The 18,830-nt window shown below is 61.0% G+C and carries 21 protein-coding genes and 1 other RNA gene; 8 read left to right on the top strand and 14 right to left on the bottom strand.

Going from position 1 to position 18,830, the window contains the following annotated elements; translation table 11 throughout:
* Nucleotides 1-16 precede the first annotated feature (16 nt).
* Complete coding sequence (gene smpB, locus MacB4_RS02010) at nucleotides 17-481, top strand: SsrA-binding protein SmpB (RefSeq protein ID WP_206864217.1); 465 nt, start codon at nucleotides 17-19, stop codon at nucleotides 479-481.
* Here smpB and MacB4_RS02005 read toward each other — a convergent pair.
* On the bottom strand, nucleotides 478-633 hold the full coding sequence (locus MacB4_RS02005; protein ID WP_206864216.1) for a hypothetical protein: 156 nt from the start codon (nucleotides 631-633) through the stop codon (nucleotides 478-480). The two genes, smpB and MacB4_RS02005, sit on opposite strands and share 4 nt — an antisense overlap.
* Before the next feature lie 140 nt (nucleotides 634-773).
* Between MacB4_RS02005 and ssrA the strand changes: the two genes are divergently transcribed.
* Nucleotides 774-1,159, top strand: a transfer-messenger RNA (tmRNA) gene (gene ssrA / locus MacB4_RS02000).
* Nucleotides 1,160-1,193: 34 nt separating this feature from the next.
* Here the strand turns inward: ssrA and purM are convergent.
* Together purM and purF are read right to left on the bottom strand one after the other, a co-directional pair.
* Nucleotides 1,194-2,207, bottom strand: a complete 1,014-nt coding sequence (purM, locus tag MacB4_RS01995; protein WP_206864215.1) for a phosphoribosylformylglycinamidine cyclo-ligase — start codon at nucleotides 2,205-2,207, stop codon at nucleotides 1,194-1,196.
* A 25-nt stretch (nucleotides 2,208-2,232) separates the two neighbouring features.
* Nucleotides 2,233-3,774, bottom strand: a complete 1,542-nt coding sequence (gene purF / locus MacB4_RS01990) for an amidophosphoribosyltransferase (protein WP_206864214.1) — start codon at nucleotides 3,772-3,774, stop codon at nucleotides 2,233-2,235.
* Nucleotides 3,775-3,864: 90 nt separating this feature from the next.
* Here purF and MacB4_RS01985 point away from each other — a divergent pair, with 90 nt between their 5' ends.
* Together MacB4_RS01985 and MacB4_RS01980 are read left to right on the top strand one after the other, a co-directional pair.
* Entirely contained in the window at nucleotides 3,865-4,425 is a 561-nt protein-coding gene (locus tag MacB4_RS01985) for a hypothetical protein (RefSeq protein ID WP_206864213.1), read from the top strand.
* Between the two features lie 21 nt (nucleotides 4,426-4,446).
* Nucleotides 4,447-5,157: an ArsA-related P-loop ATPase gene (locus MacB4_RS01980; protein ID WP_206864212.1), complete on the top strand. Its 711-nt coding sequence runs from the start codon at nucleotides 4,447-4,449 to the stop codon at nucleotides 5,155-5,157.
* Between the two features lie 51 nt (nucleotides 5,158-5,208).
* Here the strand turns inward: MacB4_RS01980 and MacB4_RS01975 are convergent, their stop codons facing one another.
* The 4 genes from MacB4_RS01975 to MacB4_RS01960 all read right to left on the bottom strand — a co-directional run bounded on the left by MacB4_RS01975 (nucleotide 5,209) and on the right by MacB4_RS01960 (nucleotide 7,968).
* Nucleotides 5,209-6,204: a beta-ketoacyl-ACP synthase III gene (locus MacB4_RS01975; protein WP_206864211.1), complete on the bottom strand. Its 996-nt coding sequence runs from the start codon at nucleotides 6,202-6,204 to the stop codon at nucleotides 5,209-5,211.
* Entirely contained in the window at nucleotides 6,182-7,219 is a 1,038-nt protein-coding gene (plsX, locus tag MacB4_RS01970; RefSeq protein ID WP_206864210.1) for a phosphate acyltransferase PlsX, read from the bottom strand. The genes MacB4_RS01975 and plsX overlap by 23 nt, the downstream gene beginning before the upstream one ends.
* A gap of 16 nt (nucleotides 7,220-7,235) precedes the next feature.
* Nucleotides 7,236-7,421 carry a 50S ribosomal protein L32 gene (gene rpmF / locus MacB4_RS01965; protein WP_206864209.1) on the bottom strand — a complete coding sequence of 62 codons (186 nt, stop codon included), beginning with the start codon at nucleotides 7,419-7,421 and terminating at the stop codon, nucleotides 7,236-7,238.
* 85 nt (nucleotides 7,422-7,506) lie between these two features.
* A complete protein-coding gene (locus MacB4_RS01960; RefSeq protein WP_206864208.1) occupies nucleotides 7,507-7,968 on the bottom strand; it encodes a DUF177 domain-containing protein in 462 nt (153 codons plus the stop codon).
* Nucleotides 7,969-8,255: 287 nt separating this feature from the next.
* Between MacB4_RS01960 and nrdR the strand changes: the two genes are divergently transcribed.
* The 4 genes from nrdR to glnA all read left to right on the top strand — a co-directional run bounded on the left by nrdR (nucleotide 8,256) and on the right by glnA (nucleotide 11,625).
* Nucleotides 8,256-8,738: a transcriptional regulator NrdR gene (nrdR, locus tag MacB4_RS01955; protein ID WP_206864207.1), complete on the top strand. Its 483-nt coding sequence runs from the start codon at nucleotides 8,256-8,258 to the stop codon at nucleotides 8,736-8,738.
* Between the two features lie 22 nt (nucleotides 8,739-8,760).
* Nucleotides 8,761-9,111, top strand: coding sequence for a histidine triad nucleotide-binding protein (locus MacB4_RS01950; RefSeq protein WP_206864206.1), 351 nt, complete (start codon nucleotides 8,761-8,763; stop codon nucleotides 9,109-9,111).
* A 418-nt stretch (nucleotides 9,112-9,529) separates the two neighbouring features.
* Nucleotides 9,530-9,868, top strand: a complete 339-nt coding sequence (locus MacB4_RS01945) for a P-II family nitrogen regulator (RefSeq protein ID WP_206864900.1) — start codon at nucleotides 9,530-9,532, stop codon at nucleotides 9,866-9,868.
* Nucleotides 9,869-10,191: 323 nt separating this feature from the next.
* Nucleotides 10,192-11,625 (top strand): type I glutamate--ammonia ligase, encoded by a 1,434-nt coding sequence (glnA, locus tag MacB4_RS01940; RefSeq protein WP_206864205.1) that lies wholly within the window; start codon nucleotides 10,192-10,194, stop codon nucleotides 11,623-11,625.
* 179 nt (nucleotides 11,626-11,804) lie between these two features.
* On the opposite strand, the gene MacB4_RS01935 is transcribed toward glnA, so the two are convergent.
* The 7 genes from MacB4_RS01935 to MacB4_RS01905 all read right to left on the bottom strand — a co-directional run bounded on the left by MacB4_RS01935 (nucleotide 11,805) and on the right by MacB4_RS01905 (nucleotide 18,461).
* Nucleotides 11,805-12,578: a phosphatase PAP2 family protein gene (locus MacB4_RS01935; protein ID WP_206864204.1), complete on the bottom strand. Its 774-nt coding sequence runs from the start codon at nucleotides 12,576-12,578 to the stop codon at nucleotides 11,805-11,807.
* Nucleotides 12,575-13,780 (bottom strand): cysteine desulfurase family protein, encoded by a 1,206-nt coding sequence (locus MacB4_RS01930; RefSeq protein ID WP_206864203.1) that lies wholly within the window; start codon nucleotides 13,778-13,780, stop codon nucleotides 12,575-12,577. The genes MacB4_RS01935 and MacB4_RS01930 overlap by 4 nt, the downstream gene beginning before the upstream one ends.
* A gap of 24 nt (nucleotides 13,781-13,804) precedes the next feature.
* Nucleotides 13,805-14,584: a hypothetical protein gene (locus MacB4_RS01925; protein ID WP_206864202.1), complete on the bottom strand. Its 780-nt coding sequence runs from the start codon at nucleotides 14,582-14,584 to the stop codon at nucleotides 13,805-13,807.
* Between the two features lie 113 nt (nucleotides 14,585-14,697).
* The gene (locus tag MacB4_RS01920) at nucleotides 14,698-15,699 is read right to left on the bottom strand and encodes a glycosyltransferase family A protein (protein ID WP_206864201.1); all 1,002 of its coding nucleotides are present in this window, start codon (nucleotides 15,697-15,699) and stop codon (nucleotides 14,698-14,700) included.
* Nucleotides 15,699-16,487 (bottom strand): hypothetical protein, encoded by a 789-nt coding sequence (locus MacB4_RS01915; protein ID WP_206864200.1) that lies wholly within the window; start codon nucleotides 16,485-16,487, stop codon nucleotides 15,699-15,701. The genes MacB4_RS01920 and MacB4_RS01915 overlap by 1 nt, the downstream gene beginning before the upstream one ends.
* Nucleotides 16,484-17,434, bottom strand: coding sequence for a glycosyltransferase family 2 protein (locus MacB4_RS01910; protein WP_206864199.1), 951 nt, complete (start codon nucleotides 17,432-17,434; stop codon nucleotides 16,484-16,486). The genes MacB4_RS01915 and MacB4_RS01910 overlap by 4 nt, the downstream gene beginning before the upstream one ends.
* 91 nt (nucleotides 17,435-17,525) lie before the next feature.
* Complete coding sequence (locus MacB4_RS01905) at nucleotides 17,526-18,461, bottom strand: hypothetical protein (RefSeq protein WP_206864198.1); 936 nt, start codon at nucleotides 18,459-18,461, stop codon at nucleotides 17,526-17,528.
* Nucleotides 18,462-18,830: the final 369 nt, after the last annotated feature.

Genomic DNA, 18,830 nt, shown 5'->3' with positions numbered 1-18,830 from the left:
ATCCGTTAGACAGATCGTGAGTGAAAGAGCTGTCGTCGATCTGGTGGTGAACCGCCGCGCCCGTCGGGATTACTCTTTTCTCGACACCTACGAAGCGGGCCTGGTGCTCCTCGGTTCCGAGGTAAAATCTCTCCGTCAGGGGAGAGGGCAAATCGATGGAGCCTATGCCCAGATCGAAGAGGGAGAAGCTTGGCTCTACCAAGCAAACATTCCTCTCTACGAGAATGCGGTCGGCTTTACTACCCGAGACCCGAAAGCACGTAGGAAGTTGTTGCTCCACAAGGGAGAGATTCGGAAGCTTTTCGGAGCGACCTCTCTCAAGGGGCGTGCCCTGATTCCACTGAAGCTCTATTGGAAAAACGGTACGATCAAGGTCCTTCTCGGGCTCGGGGTCGGGAAGGCGGAGCATGACAAAAGGGAAGCGCTTCGGGCCGCGGAAGCAAAAAAGGACATCCGTAGCGCGGTGCATCGGCGGCGCTAGCCGGGGTAGATCCGCAAGCCGAGGGCGACGAGAAGCCCGATCGCGAATTGAATGACGGACAGCGCGAAGAGCAAGAGGATGCAAAGCAGAAAGGTGCGCAGGATCCGCCGTTCGTCTCCCTCGCCGTCCGGAGGCCACTTGGGATTTCCCACCACGATCCGCGATCTCCGCTTTCCGGTCCGAATCGGGCCGGGGTTTTACATGAGGTCCTCTTTCTTCGCCTCCCTAAGAAAACGCGGCGGCACCATTTGACAAGGGACGGTTCTCTTCGTAAGCTTGAATTGAAATTCACGGGGGCGCAAACGGTAATCGATTCTCGTGCATCTCCGTTCGTGGCAAGTCGAGGGCTCACGAGTAGGTTGGCCTCGTAAAAAAACCTGCTCGAAGAAGATAACTGCCGACCACGAGTTGGCTCTTGCTGCCTAAGCGAACCGCTGAACAGCAAGCGTTTGTTTCGACTCGCGCCGGTAGGAGCGAGACAAGCGTGTTTTATTACCGGACGACGCGCTCATGGTTGCGGGCTCCAGGAGCGAGTTGCAAGGAAAAGCCGGCGTATCGCCTGCGTCGCGGGTAGCTCGGCAAGCGGCGGTGCGCGGTCTGTCAATCGAGCTACTAAACTTGTAGAAGCGAACGTAGTTCCACGAGAAGACGAGGGTTCGACTCCCTCCGCCTCCATCTTGCTGTTTTTCTCCAAAGACGGGAAAAAGCTCGCTCAGCGGAAGAGAACGCGTCCTTCGCCCGAGACAAGCTTCCCGATGATTCGTCCGTCAGTCGCTTGAGCGATGCGCTCGCCGCAATCGGCCGAGGCGATCAGGACCATTCCGATCCCCATGTTGAACACGCGATAGCTTTCTTCCGGCGAGAGCTTCCCCACCTTTGTCAGAAAGCGGAACAGAGGCGGAACTCGCCAACTTCCAACATCGATCTGGGCGTCGAGCCGTTTCGGGAGAATGCGCGGGAGATTCTCCAGAAGCCCGCCTCCGGTGATATGAGCGATTCCCTTGACCGGAAGTTCGAGACGGCGCAGTCGGCGAAGCTCAGGCAGGTACGAGCGATGCACGCGGAGGAGCTCTTCGCCCAGGGGGAGGGGGCAGCCGGGAATGCGGGCATCGAGCGAAAGGTTCTGTTCCTCGAACAGGATTTTTCTCGCCAGGGAGTACCCGTTGGTGTGAAGGCCGCAGGAACGAAGGCCAATGAGGAGATCCCCCACCCGCATCCCGACGCTGGGGAGCAGCGCCTGACGATCCACAATGCCGACGATCGCCCCCACCAGATCATATTCGTCGTCCCGGTACATCCCCGGCATCTGGGCCGTCTCTCCTCCCAGGAGAGCGCAGCCGGTCCTCCGGCAGGCGCGAGCCATTCCCCGCAGGATGGAATGAAAGCAGGACGGATCCAGGCGAGAGGTTCCGACGTAATCCAGAAAAAAAAGAGGTTCCGCGCCCGTAGTGGCGATATCATTGACGCAATGATGGACCAGGTCTTCTCCTACACCCTGGTGGCGGTGAGCCAGGGCGGCGACCTTGAGCTTCGTGCCGACTCCGTCGATGCTTGCCACGAGGACAGGTTCCCGAAAGGCAGAAAGGACTGGGCGAAACAGGCCGCCGAAACCGCCGATCGCCCCAAGAACCTCGGGGCGCGCGCTTTTTCGAGCGATGCCCCGCAGGCCGGCCTTCACCGAGGCTGCCAGATCGAGGTCGACTCCGGCTTGGCTGTATCGATCCATAAGCAGAATACCGGAGCGCCGCTCTCTATTTGGTGGCTAGCCGAGCCGTTTGCCCGTTCTCCAGGATCTCCTTGTAGAGCCCTCGGTGGAAGGCAACGGGATAATTTCCGGTGAAGCAAGCGGTGCAGAAGCCCATGCTGGGCTGCCTCGATCCACACGCTCGGAGCAGGCCAGCGATGTCGAGATATCCGATCGAATCGGCATTGAGGTAGGATTGGATGCGCTCGACTGGCAATTGATTGGCCAAGAGAGAGCTCGGGTCGGGAAAATCGATCCCGTAATGACAGGCGAAGCGGTGAGGCGGACAGCTCACGCGGATATGCACTTCGGAGGCGCCCGCTTCCCTGAGGTTGGCGACCCGGGCACGAGCCGTGGTGCCTCGAACGATCGAGTCGTCCACCACGACCACGCGCTTCCCGCGAACCGACTCTTGGACCAGATTCAGCTTGATCCGGACGTTGAAGTCCCGGATGAGCTGCGTGGGCTGGAGAAACGTACGGCCGATATAGTGGTTGCGTACGAACGCCAAGTCGAACGCAACGCCCGCCTCTTCCGCGAAGCCGAGCGCGGCATAGTTCCCCGAGTCCGGCACCGGGATGACAAGATCCGCCTCGACGGGATGGAGCCGAGCTAATTCGCGCCCCATTTGCATCCGGGCCTGACTGACGTTGATGCCATGGATCGTGCTATCCGGCCGCGCAAAGTAGACGTATTCGAAGATGCAGAAGGCCGACGTTTCGATCGGCTTCGGCGGCCGCAACGTGCGCACTCCGTCTGCGTCGATGGCAATCACCTCTCCCGGAGCAATATCCCGGAGGAACTCCGCATGGAGCAGATCGAACGCGCACGTTTCGCTCGCCAAGAAGTAACCGTCGTCCAGCCGCCCGAGTGACAAGGGGCGAAAACCGTGAGGGTCTCTCGCCGCGAGGATCCGGTCCTTGGCCATGAGAACCAGGGAATAAGCGCCTTCCGCTTGATCGACAGCCCAGACAAATGCCTCTTCTACCGACTTTCCGACCTGCTGGGCCATGAGATGAAGGATCACCTCGCTATCCGTGGTCGTCTGAAAAATCGAGCCGCGTCCCTCCAGGCGGGCGCGAAGATGGGATGCGTTGACAATATCCCCGTTATGCGCCAGAGCCAACTCCCCTTGGGAGCAGACGACCGCGATCGGCTGCGCATTCGTGAGGTTGCTCGAGCCCGTGGTCGAATAGCGGACATGCCCGACCGCCATCTGCCCGGGAAGTGCGGCCAGGGAGGATGAGTCGAACACCTGCGAGACCAGCCCCATTCCCCTGTGGATCCGAAAGGGATGCTTTCCATCCGACGTGGCGATCCCGGCGCTTTCTTCTCCGCGATGCTGCAACGCGTAAAGGCCATAGGTAGCAAGGGTGGCTGCGTTAGGATGGCCGTATACGGCGACGACCCCGCACTCTTCCCCGGGATAAATGCGCACTACCGATTGATAACGCACCGCGGGCGAGTGCACAAGGGCAAGAATGGATAAAGAAGCCGTGAGTCCCGGGACCGCTGAACAATGACTAAACGATGTAATAAGGATACTCATTCAATGGTCAATCAGGAAGGCAGGATGCTTTCTGGCATAAGACGCATTTTTGCTTTGACGAGAGGAATAGGGGCGCCTACAAAAGCGATCATGGCCGGGAAGCCCTACCGGAGCAAGCTGGAGGCTCACTGGGATACGATCCGCGAATTGCGTCAGCGACGAAAAAGTTGGCGCGAAATCACCGAAATTCTGCGCGGGCGCGGCGTAGACGTGAGCCAGCATGCATTGTACAACTTTGTGCAGGTGCGTAGGAAATGGGCTCGAGAAGGAAAATTCAGCGAGCTTCCCCACTCGAGCTCCATTGGAACGGGAGAGGGGGGGGAGGACCGTGAGGCGGTCGGGCCCGAGCCGAAGTCCGAGGCCAAGGCAGGGGTGAAGAAGACGAAGCCTCCCGCGTTCCATCTCCCGGAAGAGCGGCCGCAGGAACGCCCGATCGCCTCGAAGGAGATCAGCTTGGAAGGCGCAATCGCCGCGGCCAAAGCCGCGGCCAAGGGGCGCGCGGCTCACAGAACGACAGCGGAATCCGTCGAGCGGATCGAAGGGCTTACATTCCTTCCTTCCCGGCGAGAGCAGGAGTCGGAGGAAAAGGAGCCGACGACGGAAAAGGGCCGACGCCGTGGCCCCTCTTCTCGCAAATCATCCACGGCGTAAAGACACTCGGAGTTACTGGCAATGTCCAAAAGCGTCATCCATATCGTCCTCGGCACGAAGGGCGGGGTAGGAAAAACAACCTTAGCCTGCCACTTGGCGGATTATCTCGCAGGGCAGCACGTCCCGCACCTGCTTGTGGATGCGGATGATGAAAACCATTCGTTTCACCGGTTTTTTCCTGAATCCGTGCTGGTGAATCCTCGAAACGTCCGTAGCGTCGACTCGGTCGTCGCAATGGCGGAGAGCGGCGACCATCGCATCGTGCTTGTCGATTTGCGTGCGGGTAGCGGCGAGGAGATGTTGCAGTGGTTCGAGGACGTGCCTTTCGATGAGTTGCGAGACGCGGTGCGCTTCGTCGGCTGGGGTTGCGTGACCACCGATCCGGATTCCGTCGTCGTGCTGTTGCGATGGGCAAGCTCCTTGGGGGATCGGCTTCAGTACGTTGTCGTCAAGAACGAGAAGGACGGGAAGGAGATGGCTGCGCTGGAGCAGACGAAGGAGGGGGCGGAATTCCTGAAAAAGCGGCGTCCGGAAGAGGTTCGGATCCCTTTGCTTGCACCTTCCTCGGCCGTTGCCGAACTCAACAAGAACAACCTCTCTCTGGGGAGCGCCCTAGCCCTGAAGGAAAAAATTCCGGGGCTCACCGATACGATGATGAGAAGCCGTTTCCGGCGGTATCAGCGCGGCATCTTCGATCAATTCGACCGGCTCGCGGAAGTCATTTTTCCCTGAGCCGGCGGAGGCGAGTCCCTGGGTATAGGGGGAGGGTGGGCCTATGGTCCGTCACCACTCGAGGAGGCTGCTGGCCCAGGTGAGTCCGCCGCCGAAAGCGATCAGGAGGACCTTTTCTTCCGGCCGAATTTCCCCTGCGGTCAGGGCTTCGTGGAGGGCGATCGGGATGCAGGCGGCTGAGGTGTTGCCGTAACGTTCCAAGTGGGTGAAGAAGCGCTCGAGCGGCAGGTTCAGGCGCTCGGCAAGCAGCTCAATGATCCGCAGGTTGGCTTGATGGGGGATGACGTAGCTCACCTCTTCGGTGGGGAGGCCCGCCTTTTTCAGACAGGTTCTCGCGGTGGATTCCATGGCATCGACGGCGAGACGGAAGACCTTCTTGCCCACCATCTGGATATACTGCAAGCCTTCTCCGATGTTTTCTGCGGTGAGAGGCATCCGTGAGCCGCCCGCCGGAACAGTGAGCACCTGACCTTGGGATCCGTCCGATCCCAAATCGTGCGAGATCATCTGTCCGCCCTCGGTGGACTTTCGGACGATCACGGCACCCGCGCCGTCGCCGAAGAGGACGCAGGTATTCCGATCGGTCCAGTTTACGATGGAAGAGAGCTTTTCCGCACCGATCACAAGAATGGTTCGATAGGTTTCCTGGGCAACCAGGTGATGGGCCATCACGAGGCCGTAGAGAAAGCCGGAACAGGCTGCTTGCAGGTCGAAGGCGGGAATCTTGCGGGCTCCGATCTTTTGCTGAATCTGGCAAGCCGTCGAGGGAAAGAGGGTGTCCGAGGTCGTCGTCGCAACGATAATCAAATCGAGATCGTAAGGTTGCAGGTCGGCTCGCTCCAGTGCCATCATGGCCGCTGCGGCCCCCATGTCGGACGGACACTCCTTTTCCCCGGCGATCCTCCGTTCCCGGATGCCCGTTCTCTCGACGATCCAGTGGTCGCTCGTTTCCACCATCCGCTCGAGGTCGCTGTTGCGGAGAATCTTTGCGGGCACGTAGGCACCTGTGCCCACGATCGCGGGTTTAGGCTCTCGAAGCCGTTGCATTTTCGGATTCCGCCTCACAATGACGTTTCATCTCCTGGACGATCCGGTTGTTCACGTTCTGCGTCACGGCTTCCCGCGCGATGCGAATCGCATTGCGAATGGCTTTCGGAGTCGAAGCTCCATGGGCGATGATGCATGTCCCGTTGATCCCAAGGAGCAGGGCTCCTCCATATTCCTCGTAGCTCGATTTCCGCTTCACCGACAAGAAAGCTCCCCGAGCAAGATAGGCGCCGAGCATTCGAAGGGGATTCCGGCCGAGCTCGGAACGCAACCAGTGCATGACGGCCTTCGCGATGCTCTCGGCCGTTTTCAGAACCACATTGCCGACGAATCCGTCGCAGACGACCACATCCACGGGGTTTTCGAATAGGTCATGACCCTCCACATTGCCACTGAAGTCGATGCCCGCCTGTGTCAGCAGCTTGAAGGCTTGCTTGGTCAGTTCGTTTCCTTTGAGGTCTTCGGTCCCGATGCTCAAGAGGCCAACTCGCGGATTGGCGACATGAAGCACCTCGCGCGAATAGATGCTGCCCATGATCGCGTAGCCGAGAAGGTGCGTGGGATCAGAATCGATGTTGGCCCCGGAGTCAATGAGCACAAACGGCTTCTGCTCGGTCGGGATCACCGTGGCAATGCCGGCTCGCGGGATCCCGGGAAGCGTTCGCAATAGGATCGTGGCCGCTGCGACCACCGCTCCCGTATGCCCGGCGGAAACCATGGCATCGGCTTTGCCTTCCTTCACCAGCCGGACGCAGCGACTGATCGAGGAGTCTCGCTTCTGCCTGACGCTCTCGATGGCCTGCGCGTCCATTGCGACGACTTGCGTGGCATGGACGAACTCGACACGCTTGGAGAAAGGACGGCCTCCGTGCCGCCAGAATTCCTTGGCGACCTGATCTTGATCTCCGACGAGGAAGAGGAAAGCGTCGGGATAGGCTTGAAGGGCTTCCACGGCCCCCAAGAGAGGGTTTTGCGGCGCAAAATCGCCACCCATCACATCTAAAGCGATCTTCATCCGCTCTAGCTGTCTCTCATTCCTCGGTCGTCTGGGTCAGGACTTGGCGATCGCGATAGCTGCCAGTTGCGGGATCGACGCAATGGGGGAGGTGGAGGTTACCGGTCTTCGGGTCTTTGAAAAGACCCGGAGGCTTCCAGCGGTTCGCCGCTTTTCGAGAACGAAGGCGGGCCTTTGACGTCTTGCGCTTGGGAACTCCCATGATATCTCCTTTTTTAGTGCTCTGCGGGAAATCCGCAATCCATTGATTTTTCCGCCCTTGTTCCGGCGTCGTTCAGAAAGCGGGATCAGCGATTCCTCTGGAACCGTTCCAGGATTCCCCAAATATCCGTTCCGTGAATCGACTGTTGTACTTCGGTTTCGTTCAGTGTTCGAATCCCTTCGGGGGAACAGCCTCCCGCCGCCCGCTCGTCGCACACGGCTACCATCGGAAGGGCCAACAGGATGTCCTCTCGGACAAAGGGTGTCAAGTCGATCCACAAGGGCAAAGGGGGCCGGAGGCGAACTTGAAAATCCGGCAGGCGAATCGGCCAGGGCATCCAGCGGCAGCATCGGCCACATTGCAACTCGACGGTGGTCTCAACCCGCCCTCTGCCGAGGACCAGATCGTCGATCAGAAAGAGGGAGAGGTCGATCGAGATCGGATCTTTTCCCCGAGCGGCCGGCTCATCCAACCCGAGAATCGCCGGTTGCAGGAGCGCTTGCACGCGAAGCGGTTCCGCCGAAAGACTGGCCGTCTTGATTTTCATGGCCCAAGTAAGCCCACGAAAGCGCGCTTTTCCACTAAAAAGGCGAAAAAGTGCGCCGGCGGAAAAGGAGAGGGGGAAGGCGTTCCGGGATGACCTCTGCCATCGTCTTCCCCCTGGTTCCTTGGAGCAGGGGGGGCAGGCCGGTGAGATGACTCTTCCCGAGGGTGCCTCTCTCCAGCCGAGCCATGCGTGCGCAATTTGTGAGCGGTGTCGACTATACCTTTGCGAGGAGTAGGGCTATTCTTTTCCGGAAGGATGCAGAGGCCTGGGGTCGCAGTCGAGTCACGATGAAATGCCCAAAATGCGGGGAACTGCGGGATCGAGTGATTGATTCACGGCCGCTGCAGAATGGGACGGTTGTCCGCCGACGTCGGGAATGCGTCAAGTGCGGGGCTCGTTTCACCACCTACGAGGAGATTGAGCGAGTTGCCCTTCGAGTCCAAAAGCGCGATGGCAGCTTCGAGCTCTTCGATCGCCAGAAGACGATCCTGGGCATAGAGAAAGCGTGCGAAAAGCGACCGATCAGCCTCAAGACGATCGAGGATCTCGTCGACCGCGTGATCGCCGAGCTTGTGCAGGCCCATGGCCAAGAGATCCCTTCGAGCGCCATTGGAGAAGGGATCATCGAGCGCCTGCGAACGCTCGATGAAGTCGCCTACGTCCGCTTCGCTTCCGTCTACCGAAAGTTTCGAGACGCGAGCGACTTCGTCCACGCAGTAAAAAAGTTGAACCGAACTCCTCCGAAATCGGAGACGCTGCCCCTCCTGTAAGCCCATCTATTCTGAACTCTCTATGAAAAGCCTGTTCAGCCGAATCATCGATCGAGAGCTTCCGGCGCAAGTCGTCTACGAGGACGAGCGCTGCATTGCGATTCACGACATCCATCCGGTCGCCCGAGTTCACGCGCTGCTGATTCCCAAAAAGCCGATCCCACGTCTTTCCGAAGCCGAGTCGGGAGACCAAGACCTCCTGGGATATCTGCTCCTCGTCGCAACGAAGGTTGCCGCGCAGCTCGGGATCGCGGACACCGGCTTCCGGATGATCATCAACAACGGGAAAGATGCGGGCGAAAGCGTCCCGCATCTGCACCTCCACCTGCTGGGCGGCGAACCCTTGGGTTGGAAGCACGGCGGGTCGAACTGACGGCGGAGAGCCTTGTGGCTCCGCACTTGCTTCCATCCGCCCGGTCTTGCCGCCAGGAATCTGCTTGCGGTTGCCAAGCCGCCGCGAGCAGGCGAGGTCCCATCGGCTAGCGTCTTTCGCACCGACATAAAGCCGTTTTAATTAGTGCGCACAATAATTGTTATGTTAAATCACCAGGGAAGCGACTCGGGGTGGCAAAAGGTCACCGCCTGCGGCGTCGCCGGCAGGAAAACGCCCGGGACTGGCCCGACTCGTTCTCGAATCGCGGCGGCTCCCGAAGCAAATCTGAAGCGTCCGCTGGCATAAAAGATGCTTTTCGTGTTGCAGTCGTGAGGAAAGACGGCTAGCAAAAAGGCAGAAGTGGTCCCGGAAGTTTTGAGAATCCCGGGGAAAAGGAATCGGAGAGGAAAACATGGCTCTGTGCAAGATCGAGGCGGTGATTAAGCCCTTTAAGCTGGAAGAAGTGAAGGAGGCGCTCACGGAAATCGGCATCGCCGGTTTGACCGTGGCGGAAGTCAAGGGGTTCGGCCGCCAAAAAGGGCATACCGAAATTTATCGAGGCAGCGAGTACACGGTCGACTTTCTGCCGAAGGTGAAGATCGAGGTGGTCCTGGAGGAGGAGCTGCTCCCTAAGGCGACCGAGGCGATTATCAAGGCCGCGCGGACGGGAAAGATCGGCGATGGAAAGATCTTTGTAGTCCCGGTCTCCGAGGCGATTCGGATTCGAACTGGGGAACGCAACGAGCATGCGATCTAGGGCTTGGCCCCCTGCTCTTTCGCCATGGCGGAAGACGACACCCCGTCGTGGCACCGCCGCGGCCGCATGGTCGTCGGCTTTTCTTCCTTCCCTCTAAGTCGGTGGAAGAAGAAGAACCCATGGGCTGCACCTGCAGGACGGGCATTCAGGATGGGCCAGAACCATTTTGCGTCTATTTTGCGCTAGGGCAACGGATCCGAGTTCGATCCGGATGATCCGAGCGCAAAAAAATCGGACGGAAGGGCCGGCGCTATCGCCGGATACCGTTCAGGACCTCCCAAAAAGGGGTGGGATTCAATCACAGGAGGAACAGGGAGTCGTATATGGCGGAAAAGTACAAACGATGCGGTTCGGGAGAAGAGGCGCTGGCATTCGGGCGTGAACACAATGTGCGCCTGGTGGATTTGAAGTTCTCCGATCTTCTCGGAACTTGGCAACACTTCACGATGGGGATCAACGAGGTGCCTGCCGAAGCCTTCGTCGAGGGGCTCGGCTTCGACGGTTCCTCGATCCGGGGATGGCGAGGCATCCAGGAATCGGACATGCTGGTCATGCCCGATCCCTACACGGCGTTCATCGATCCGTTCATCGCCGAGCCGACCTTGAGCTTCATCTGCGCGATTTCGGATCCGATCACCCGGCAGACCTACGTCCGGGACCCGCGGAGCATTGCGATCCGTGCGGAGGCCTATTTGAAGAGCACCGGGATCGCGGACACCGCCTACTTTGGTCCGGAAGCCGAGTTCTTCATCTTCGATGACGTCCGCTATGAGAATCAGCCGAACGGATCGTTCTACGAGGTCGACTCGGTCGAGGGCATCTGGAATACGGGCCGCGATGAGGAGCCGAATCTCGGGCATAAGATTCGTCACAAGGAAGGGTATTTTCCCGTGCCCCCGGCCGATACGCTCCAGGACGTGCGGGATCAGATGGTCTTGGGGCTGGAAAGCCTGGGGGTCCCCGTCGAAAGGCAGCATCACGAGGTCGCCACGGCGGGACAGGCCGAGATCGACATCCGCTTCAACACCCTGCTCCGGACCGGGGATGACATGATGACGTACAAGTATGTCATCAAGAACGTCGCCCGCCGATTCGGCAAGACCGTGACGTTCATGCCGAAGCCGCTCTTCGGCGATAACGGCTCGGGGATGCATACCCATCAGTCTCTCTGGAAGGACGGGAAGCCGCTCTTCGCGGGCAATCGCTATGCGGGATTGAGTGAGCTCGCCCTCCACTACATCGGCGGAATCCTCAGGCATGCACCCGCGTTGACGGCCATCACCAATCCGACGACGAACAGCTACAAGCGCCTCGTCCCCGGGTTCGAGGCTCCGGTCAACCTCGCCTACTCGGCTCGGAACCGGAGTGCTTCGGTTCGCATTCCCATCTACTCTCCGAGTCCGAAGGCCAAGCGCATCGAGTTCCGCACCCCGGATCCAGCGGCGAACATCTATTTGGCGTGTGCGGCGATGATGATGGCGGGCTTGGACGGGATCCAGAATCGAATCGACCCGGGCGAGCCGCTCGAGAAGAACATCTACGAGCTTCCGCCCGAGGAGCTCAAGAAGGTTCCGACCGTCCCCGACTCGCTGCGGGGAGCCGTCGAGGCGCTGGAGAAAGATCACGAGTTCCTCCTCAAGGGCGACGTCTTCACCAAGGATGTGATCGAGACGATCCTCGAGTTGCGGAAGAAGGATTACGACACGTTGCGACTCCGTCCGCACCCGATCGAATACCAGATGTATTACGACATCTGACCTATCCGCCTTGGATCGCAGGAGCAAGGAAGGCTGCGTCGAGAGGCGTGGCCTTCTTTCTGCCAAGGCAAAAGAAGAGCGGCACGGGCGACCGTGCCGCTCTTCGGGGAATCGTTAGAGGAGGAAAACGATTCTTTCGAGGTTTCTGATAAGTTCGACGCAGCCTCTTCCGCTTTCGTTCAAATCTCCCTTTTGGGCGGCGAGGCGGGAGCCGGTCTCGGCCGATGGGTGATGCGTCGAGAGAAGAGTCCACCGAGATAAATCCCCCACAATGCGCCCCAAGTTGCCCCGACGGTGACATCCGAGAGGTAGTGCTGCCGGAGCTCCATTCGCGACCAGCAGACTCCTGCGGAAAGAAGGCTCAAGGGAAGGCCGAGTTCCGGAACCAGTGGGACGATGGCGATGGCGCTCGCCATCGACGAGGCGGCATGGCCCGAGGGAAATCCCTGAAACATGTGGATGCCGACCGGGCCGTAGAACCCGTCGAGAAGGTCATTGTCCGGACGGATCCTTCCGAAGGAGACCCTCGGCACCGGCCGGTACCCGATCGTCAGAGCCTCCGCTGCCGTGGCGTAGGGCCGAGGCCGGCCCAAGGAGAAGCGGCCGGCGTCGACGGTCAGGCCGGAGGCGGTGGCCGCCAGCAAACTTGCCAGGGCGGCCAAGCGGGCCCGCCGGCTCCTGGCCACCCAGCCTCCAGCAAACAAGAGAACCGACACGAGAATGCTTCCGGGAAAGTAGTCTCCCCAGAGACTCAACTGCTGTGCCAGGTGTTGAAAGACGGGCCGGTCGATCCGCTCCAGAGTGTGATAGGTGCGAAAATCGAGCGGGAACGTGAGGAAGAGTCCCGCGGCCAAAAGGCCTATGGAAAGCGCAAGCCGGTGGAGCCAGCGCTTTTTCTCCGGCTCGACCCCTCCGTCCGGCTGATCTGTCGCTGAGCTCCGTGAATCGCTCACCGGCCCCCCCCGTCCGCAGAGGGGGACGAAGCTAGTCGCTCCTTCGCGATCTGCCAGGCGGGCGAGAGCGATCGCAACCTTTCGACAACCTTGGAATAGATTCGGCGGAACGAGTCGAGATCCGTTTCGGTGATCCCCCGGTGGAGCGTGACCTGGATGGCTGAGAAAATCAGCCGCGCTGGAACGCCGATCGCCCGAAGAACAGGGCTGCCCCGGAGCGACTGGCTCATGCAGCTCGGACCTGCGGCGATTGCCGCTCCCTGGAGATCGCAGGCGAGCACCTGCGCCTCTCCTTCGATTCCTTCAGCACTCCAAGCCAGATGATGGGGCAGACGCCCCTCCCCGGGAGGAGGACCGTGCCAATGGAGCTCGGGAACCTCGTTGCGGAGCGCCGTCCAGAGCTTGTCCGAAAGGGAGCGCAGGCGAACCTCCGTGGCAGCCACAGTCCCCGTGGCCAGCTCCGCCGCCTTGCCCGTCCCGACGATTCCCGGAAGATTCTCTGTTCCCGCGCGCACTCCCTTCTCTTGCGGACCCCCATGAATCTGCGCCTGGAGAGCGACTCCCTCTCGTTTGTAGAGGGCACCAACCCCCACGGGACCTCCGCACCCGCGGAAGTGTACCGCGGAGAGAGCGACCGGGACGTCGTGGAAATCGACCGGCGTCCAGCCCGTGGCTGCCGTCGCGTCGCAGAAGAGAGCCACCCCCGCCCCCTCGCAGATCTCCCCGATTTCCCGGATCGGTTGCATCGTGCCCGTTTCGCCATTGGCCCACTGGACGCAGACCAGGATGGTCTCGGGGTTGAGCGTCGCGGCGATGGCGGAGGGATCGACGCGCCCTTCCCGGTCGATCGGGACCGATACGATCTCCGCGCCCTGCCCGCGCAGCCAGTCGAGCGAGCGCAACACCGCGGCCGATTCGAGAGGAGAGCAGAGGATGCGGCCGCCCCGTTTGCGGTTGGCTTCGTAGAACCCTTTGATGGCGAGATTGATCGATTCGGTGCCACCGGAGGTGAAGAAGATCTCGGTGGGAGCGGCCCCCAGGAAGGCTGCAACCGCCTCCCGCGCCCGCTCCAAGGCTTCCCTCGCCCGCACACCGGCGCTGTGGAGGCTAGCGGAATTGCCCGGCTCCCGGAAAAAGGGAAGCATCGCTTCCAGCACCGCCGGAAGGACCGGGTTCGCCGCTGCCGAGTCCAAGAAGATCACGGAGTGTTGCCGAGTGGCTGGAGCCTAGGGAGTTCGTGAGCCCGTGGAGGCGAACGAGCGGGGCTGGTTTTCTACCGCAGAAGCATAAATGGGACCAAACCAGGTATCGACCAGGCAGAGCCCGAAAAAGAGCGCGAACGGGAGCGTATAAAAGCAAGAGATGAGGATGGCGTTGAGCCCGCCCAGGAAAGCAGAAGCGATGAGGAAGTCCCCTCGCTTTCTCCACAAAATCCGTAGATTTTCCCGGTAGTCAAGCGCGCAAGCGGCTACCGGGGCGCCATCGAGCCAGCGGCAACAGGCCACGGCGCAGAACGGAACCACGAGCCAGCTGCCGAGAGGGACGAAGAGCGAGAGCAAGGTTGAAGGAAGCCCGAGGAGCCGGATGAAGAGGCCGTAGCAGAAGGCGACCCAAGCCAAGAGCGGCAAGAGCAACGTCGTGAGGGAGATGGCGAACTTCACCGCCCCTTCGCGCACATATTGGCCAAGAACGCGCACGCTCCATCCGGGTAGCTGCTGGCCGCCGAAGCGTGCCCGGCGGAGAACCTCGTAGGTAAAGCCCAAGGAGAACCAGAAGCTGGAGACGTTGACGGCGAGCAGGGAGAAGAGCAGCGTTTTGTGCTGGGCGAGCTCGCCCGCCCACTTCGGGGCGAGCGACAAGAGAACCGGATTGATCAGGAGGAAGCCGCCGAGAAAAATCTTGGGAAACCAGAAGCGATCGGCAAGGAGCTTCGCGAATCCGGCCCGGATATCGGAAAAATAAACCCTCTCGCCGGACACCGGTGATGGATCAACGGCACGATGCATGAGGCCCTCCTTTCAAAAAGAGTAATGGATAGATAGGTGCCAAATCACGCGCACCGTCAAGCCGTTCGTCGAAGCCGCGAATGCGGTGGGCGCGCTCGAGGTGGGGAGCCTCCTCATATCGCATGCTCTCTCCTCCGCTTCCGAAAACGCTGCTCCAGCGGCCGCAGCTGGTCCGCCACCCGGCAGATCCGTTCGGTTCCCTCGAAGCCGAGCAGGCCGAAGATCGTGCGATAGGTTGGCGACGCCTTCGGACCACAAGGGTAGACAAGGCCGCTTTTTTTCCGCTCCTCGTAGAGCCGTGTCGCCTCTCTCAGGTCATCCTTCGCAATCTCCCGGAGCGTCTGGAAGTAGGCCCGTGCCGCAGCTTCCCTGCGTGCATCCGTCCATTGCCCCCGCTCGTGGAGCCATCCGGCCATCCGGTCGAGGAGGGTAAGCTCGGTCTGGAAAAGCTCCGCATGGTTCCGATGGCAGAACGACCCGAGCGACCAGTCGGCCCGATAGACCGCCCCGGCTGTCGGCGTCCAAGCGAAGCGGAAATCCGCCTGCAGGGATCGGAGGTAGAGATCGTTGTCCTCGGTGGCGCAGCGAATCGAGCGGTTCCATCCTCCGATGCGGAGGAGCGACTTTTTCCGCCACAGCCCGGCGGCTACTTGCGGGTTCTTGCGTTGAAACCAGCGGACGATGGGATCCGGATCCCCCTCGTCCGGCGGTTGTCGGACCGGCAAGGGTCTCCCCCCCTCCCACCGCTCCTCGAGCAGGGGAGAAAGGATCGCATCCGCCTCCCGATTGGGGCATTCGGACCACTGGCGCTCGATCTTCCCGGGCTCCAGGTAGTCGTCGGCATCCAGGTACTGGATCCACTCCCCTTGGGCCTCCAAGAGGATCCGGTTTCTCGCCGCGGGGGCGCCCTGGTTGCTTTGGCGCAGGATCGTGACCCGGCCGCGATACCTCTCCAGGACTTCCGGCGTCTCATCCTTGGAGCCGTCGTCCACGACGATCACTTCCTCCGGTGGCCAGCTTTGGGCTAGAGCGCTCTCGATCGCCTGCGCGACAAACCGGGCGCCATTGAAGACCGGGATTCCTACCGTGACCCGTGGCTTTTGGGGATCGGGCATCAGCTTGGTTGCTCCTTCGGATGGGGTTCCGCCGTCTGGGTCGCCGCCGCCGATTCTCCATCCGGCTTCCAGCACGGGATCACGGCCCGGTTGGCGGGATCTCGATGATAGGCTCGCGTCGGCTTTTCGAAAAGCAGCGGATCGAGGGCGGACCCGACATCGAGGTAGACATTTTCGGTCGAAACCTTCCACAGAGCATGGATCAGGATCTTCCCGAGGGGACCTCCAGCAACCAGGAAAAGCGCCCCCCGGGCGAGCGAAGCCTTGAGGTCGAGCAGATCGAGAAGCTCTCGCTCCCTTCTCTTCCAGAGCTGGACGCAATCTCCCAAAAGAGGGAGAAAATCCGAGATGCCGAGGGTCTCCTCGAGCCGCCGGCGGCTGAGGCGGGCGTTACCCACGAAGAGGATCGGCCGGTCCCGGCGGCGGAGTCGGGGAACGAACTCCTCCAGGAATCGATCGTGATTTCCGTTGGCGAAGAGGGCGGCAAAGGTCAGGCGGTCGAGCTCCGCGATCGTGAGGCCGCGAACCAGGTCGTGCATCCATGGGCTCATGTCCCAGGAGGGAAGGCCGTAAAAATAGCGATCGTCCCGCACGCGGAGCGATTCCCGGAGCGACGAGCGAAAATGGAGGTCCTTTCCGGGCCGGTATTGCCACTCGTGCCTGCATCCGATCGGCTGGTTGGCCAGGATGCTCGCCTCCCCATCGTTGTAGCGGGCAAAGGCGAATGGCTTTCCGGAATCGAAGAGATCCAGAAGCTCGTCGAAATCCTTCCGGAAGTCCTGGGTCATTCTCGATCTGCTCCCAGGAGGGCCGCTTCCGAATGCCTGACCGGAGCGATCTCCGCCTTTCCGTTATTCCCTTCCCTGCCCTCCGCCGCCTCCCGAATGGCCGCATACTTGCCCCATCGCTCCTTCCAGCCGCTCGCCCTCCCGGCAATCGGCCAACAGAGCGCGAGCAGGAGAAGCTCCCACGAGCTCTTCACCCATTGGCGGATCCGAATCCGGCGGAGAGAATGGGCCGCATAGTGCTTGCGGTAGAAGAGATATTCCCCTTGCAGCTTCTTGCGCCAATACTCCCGCGGGCTCGTCCCTTCCTCGCTATGCCGGCCGATATGCCGGGCCCGCACCTCGGAAAGGCAGGCGAGCCTCAACCCCTTCCGCCGCAGGCGCAGGCAGAGATCCTGGTCCTCCCCATAGAGAAAGAAATCCTCGTCGAACCCCCCGACCGCCTTTGCGGTCTCCGCAGGTAATGCCAGGCAGGCGCCCAAGAGAGCGGCAAGCTCGCCGGGCAAAGACCCAAGCTCGCCCCTGGTCCACCGCTCGTTGGGATACCCCCGGGCCGTGCTCGGCTGCCGCAAGCCATCCTCCCCGTAGAGGGTCGGCCCCACCGCGCCCAAAGACGGGTCGGCGCGCAAGGCGCCAGCCAGCTGCGCCACCGCATCGGGCTCGGGGAACCGGAGGTCCGGGTTCACAAAAAGGAGCACCTCTCCCCTTGCCTCTCGCATCCCCTGGTTGCAGGCCCTTCCAAAACCCACGTTTTCGCGATTTCGCCAGAGCCGGATCTCGGGGAAGCGCTCGGCGAGCCAATCCCCCGTCCCGTCCTTGGAGGCGTTGTCGACCACGAGAATCTCGAGCCCAATCCCCTCTTGGGCCTGAAGCGAACGGAGGCAGCCGTCCAGCACCGGACGGCTGTTGTAGGTCACAAGGATGGCGGATACCTCGATCGACTCCCTCACCGGTAGCCCCGTAGCGTGAAACGGGAAAGAAGGTCTGTCAAAGCCAAAGCGGGGGAGGCGGTTTCGTTGCCGGCCGGAAAGGAAGGACCGGCTAGGGCATGGGAACCGCCTGGCGAATCGTGCCGAAGTCATACTGGAGGGCGACCCACCCTTCGAAATCCTGGTACCAGCCGGTCTCGGAACGGATCGAGGAGACCAGATCCGGATGGAGCCCTTCGACGGTCGAGCTGGTTGGAGCGATGAAGCGGGTCGCATATCCCAGGATCCAGTTCCAATGAGGGACGATGCGGATCGCCACCCCCGCCAGCACCTTGGTCGAGGGGGCGTAGGCGAAGGCCGTTTGTCCGGGAGCAACCAGCTCGATGCCCGAGGCGTTCACCACGGAATTTCCGCTCGTCCAGGAGAGCGCCACCCCGGCGGTCGCACCCAGGAAGGGGACGAAACGGGAGGGGTTGGAGAAGAGTACCACCCCACCAATCTCCGGAAGAAAAGTACGGCTCGAGCCCGTGGAGACCGAAGGTGGTCCAGGATGGGGGCCGTAAGAGAGGGCGGAGGAGCTCAGTTCCGCATAGTTGAGGATCAGAAGGACTCCGGGGATCGCCTTCCAGCTTCCATCCCGGGTCAGCGGCAGCCCATCGTCCACGAAATTGTAGCCGAGATAGGGGCCAGCGAAGATTCCGGTATGCGCCTGCGAGTAGCCATGAGAGCTTTGCGGGCCTTCCGGGGTCTGCGCGATCCCCGAAACCCGCTGCGCCGTGGGCCATGCCCCACCAAAGAAGCCGCCAACGACGAGCCCCTTGGTCCAGCCCGGCTCGGGCTCCGGAGGGCGGAGCAGCTCGAGCCGCCGTTTCGCCTTCTCCAGGGAGGGCTCGTCGACGGAAAGCTCCTCGGAGGCGACTGGTCCGGCAATCGACGGCAAGGGGGCCGCAACGACCAGGAAGAGCAGGCCGATCGCGACCCGCCCTCGCCTTGACTCCTTCCAGAGCCTAGGACACGACGCGGGCGGGCTCTTTGGTGGGGCTGCCATGGGAAGGAGGACGGCCCCGGATCATTGCGAAACGTAAGAATTGTGTCAACCGAGGGACGAAATTCTTCCCGGACCGGGTGCGCGGAGAGGCTCGATCGCCTAACAATAGAAGAAAGGAGCCCTCGCTCTCGAAAAATCCGGAGGCAACCATGGGAGAACCCACACAGGAAGAACTTGAGAACAAGAGAAAGATACAACAGCTCGAATTTGAGCTCGCGCAACTGCGAAAGGCAAACACACGATCCGAACAAGAGAACGCCGTGTTGAAAGGCGAACTTACAAAGCGCGACGCAAGAATCCAGGATCAAGACAAGGCAATCCAGGCTCTCAGCAACGAGAAAAGCCAACTCGGTGCACGATTCGATCAGG

The organism is Methylacidimicrobium sp. B4, from assembly GCF_017310545.1.
Classification (GTDB): Bacteria; Verrucomicrobiota; Verrucomicrobiia; order Methylacidiphilales; family Methylacidiphilaceae; genus Methylacidimicrobium.
This window is presented reverse-complemented; position numbering and strand designations above follow the sequence as displayed.

Excerpts from the sequence above, each read along its gene's own strand:
- MacB4_RS01985 (WP_206864213.1), top strand. The coding sequence starts at position 3,865 with ATGGCCGGGAAGCCCTACCGGAGCAAGCTGGAGGCTCACTGGGATACG.
- purM (WP_206864215.1), bottom strand. The coding sequence starts at position 2,207 with ATGGATCGATACAGCCAAGCCGGAGTCGACCTCGATCTGGCAGCCTCG.
- MacB4_RS01925 (WP_206864202.1), bottom strand. The coding sequence starts at position 14,584 with ATGCATCGTGCCGTTGATCCATCACCGGTGTCCGGCGAGAGGGTTTAT.
- plsX (WP_206864210.1), bottom strand. The coding sequence starts at position 7,219 with ATGAAGATCGCTTTAGATGTGATGGGTGGCGATTTTGCGCCGCAAAAC.
- MacB4_RS01975 (WP_206864211.1), bottom strand. The coding sequence starts at position 6,204 with ATGCAACGGCTTCGAGAGCCTAAACCCGCGATCGTGGGCACAGGTGCC.
- purF (WP_206864214.1), bottom strand. The coding sequence starts at position 3,774 with ATGAGTATCCTTATTACATCGTTTAGTCATTGTTCAGCGGTCCCGGGA.
- nrdR (WP_206864207.1), top strand. The coding sequence starts at position 8,256 with ATGAAATGCCCAAAATGCGGGGAACTGCGGGATCGAGTGATTGATTCA.
- MacB4_RS01980 (WP_206864212.1), top strand. The coding sequence starts at position 4,447 with ATGTCCAAAAGCGTCATCCATATCGTCCTCGGCACGAAGGGCGGGGTA.
- rpmF (WP_206864209.1), bottom strand. The coding sequence starts at position 7,421 with ATGGGAGTTCCCAAGCGCAAGACGTCAAAGGCCCGCCTTCGTTCTCGA.
- MacB4_RS01950 (WP_206864206.1), top strand. The coding sequence starts at position 8,761 with ATGAAAAGCCTGTTCAGCCGAATCATCGATCGAGAGCTTCCGGCGCAA.
- MacB4_RS01920 (WP_206864201.1), bottom strand. The coding sequence starts at position 15,699 with ATGCCCGATCCCCAAAAGCCACGGGTCACGGTAGGAATCCCGGTCTTC.
- glnA (WP_206864205.1), top strand. The coding sequence starts at position 10,192 with ATGGCGGAAAAGTACAAACGATGCGGTTCGGGAGAAGAGGCGCTGGCA.
- MacB4_RS01915 (WP_206864200.1), bottom strand. The coding sequence starts at position 16,487 with ATGACCCAGGACTTCCGGAAGGATTTCGACGAGCTTCTGGATCTCTTC.
- MacB4_RS01905 (WP_206864198.1), bottom strand. The coding sequence starts at position 18,461 with ATGGCAGCCCCACCAAAGAGCCCGCCCGCGTCGTGTCCTAGGCTCTGG.
- MacB4_RS01960 (WP_206864208.1), bottom strand. The coding sequence starts at position 7,968 with ATGAAAATCAAGACGGCCAGTCTTTCGGCGGAACCGCTTCGCGTGCAA.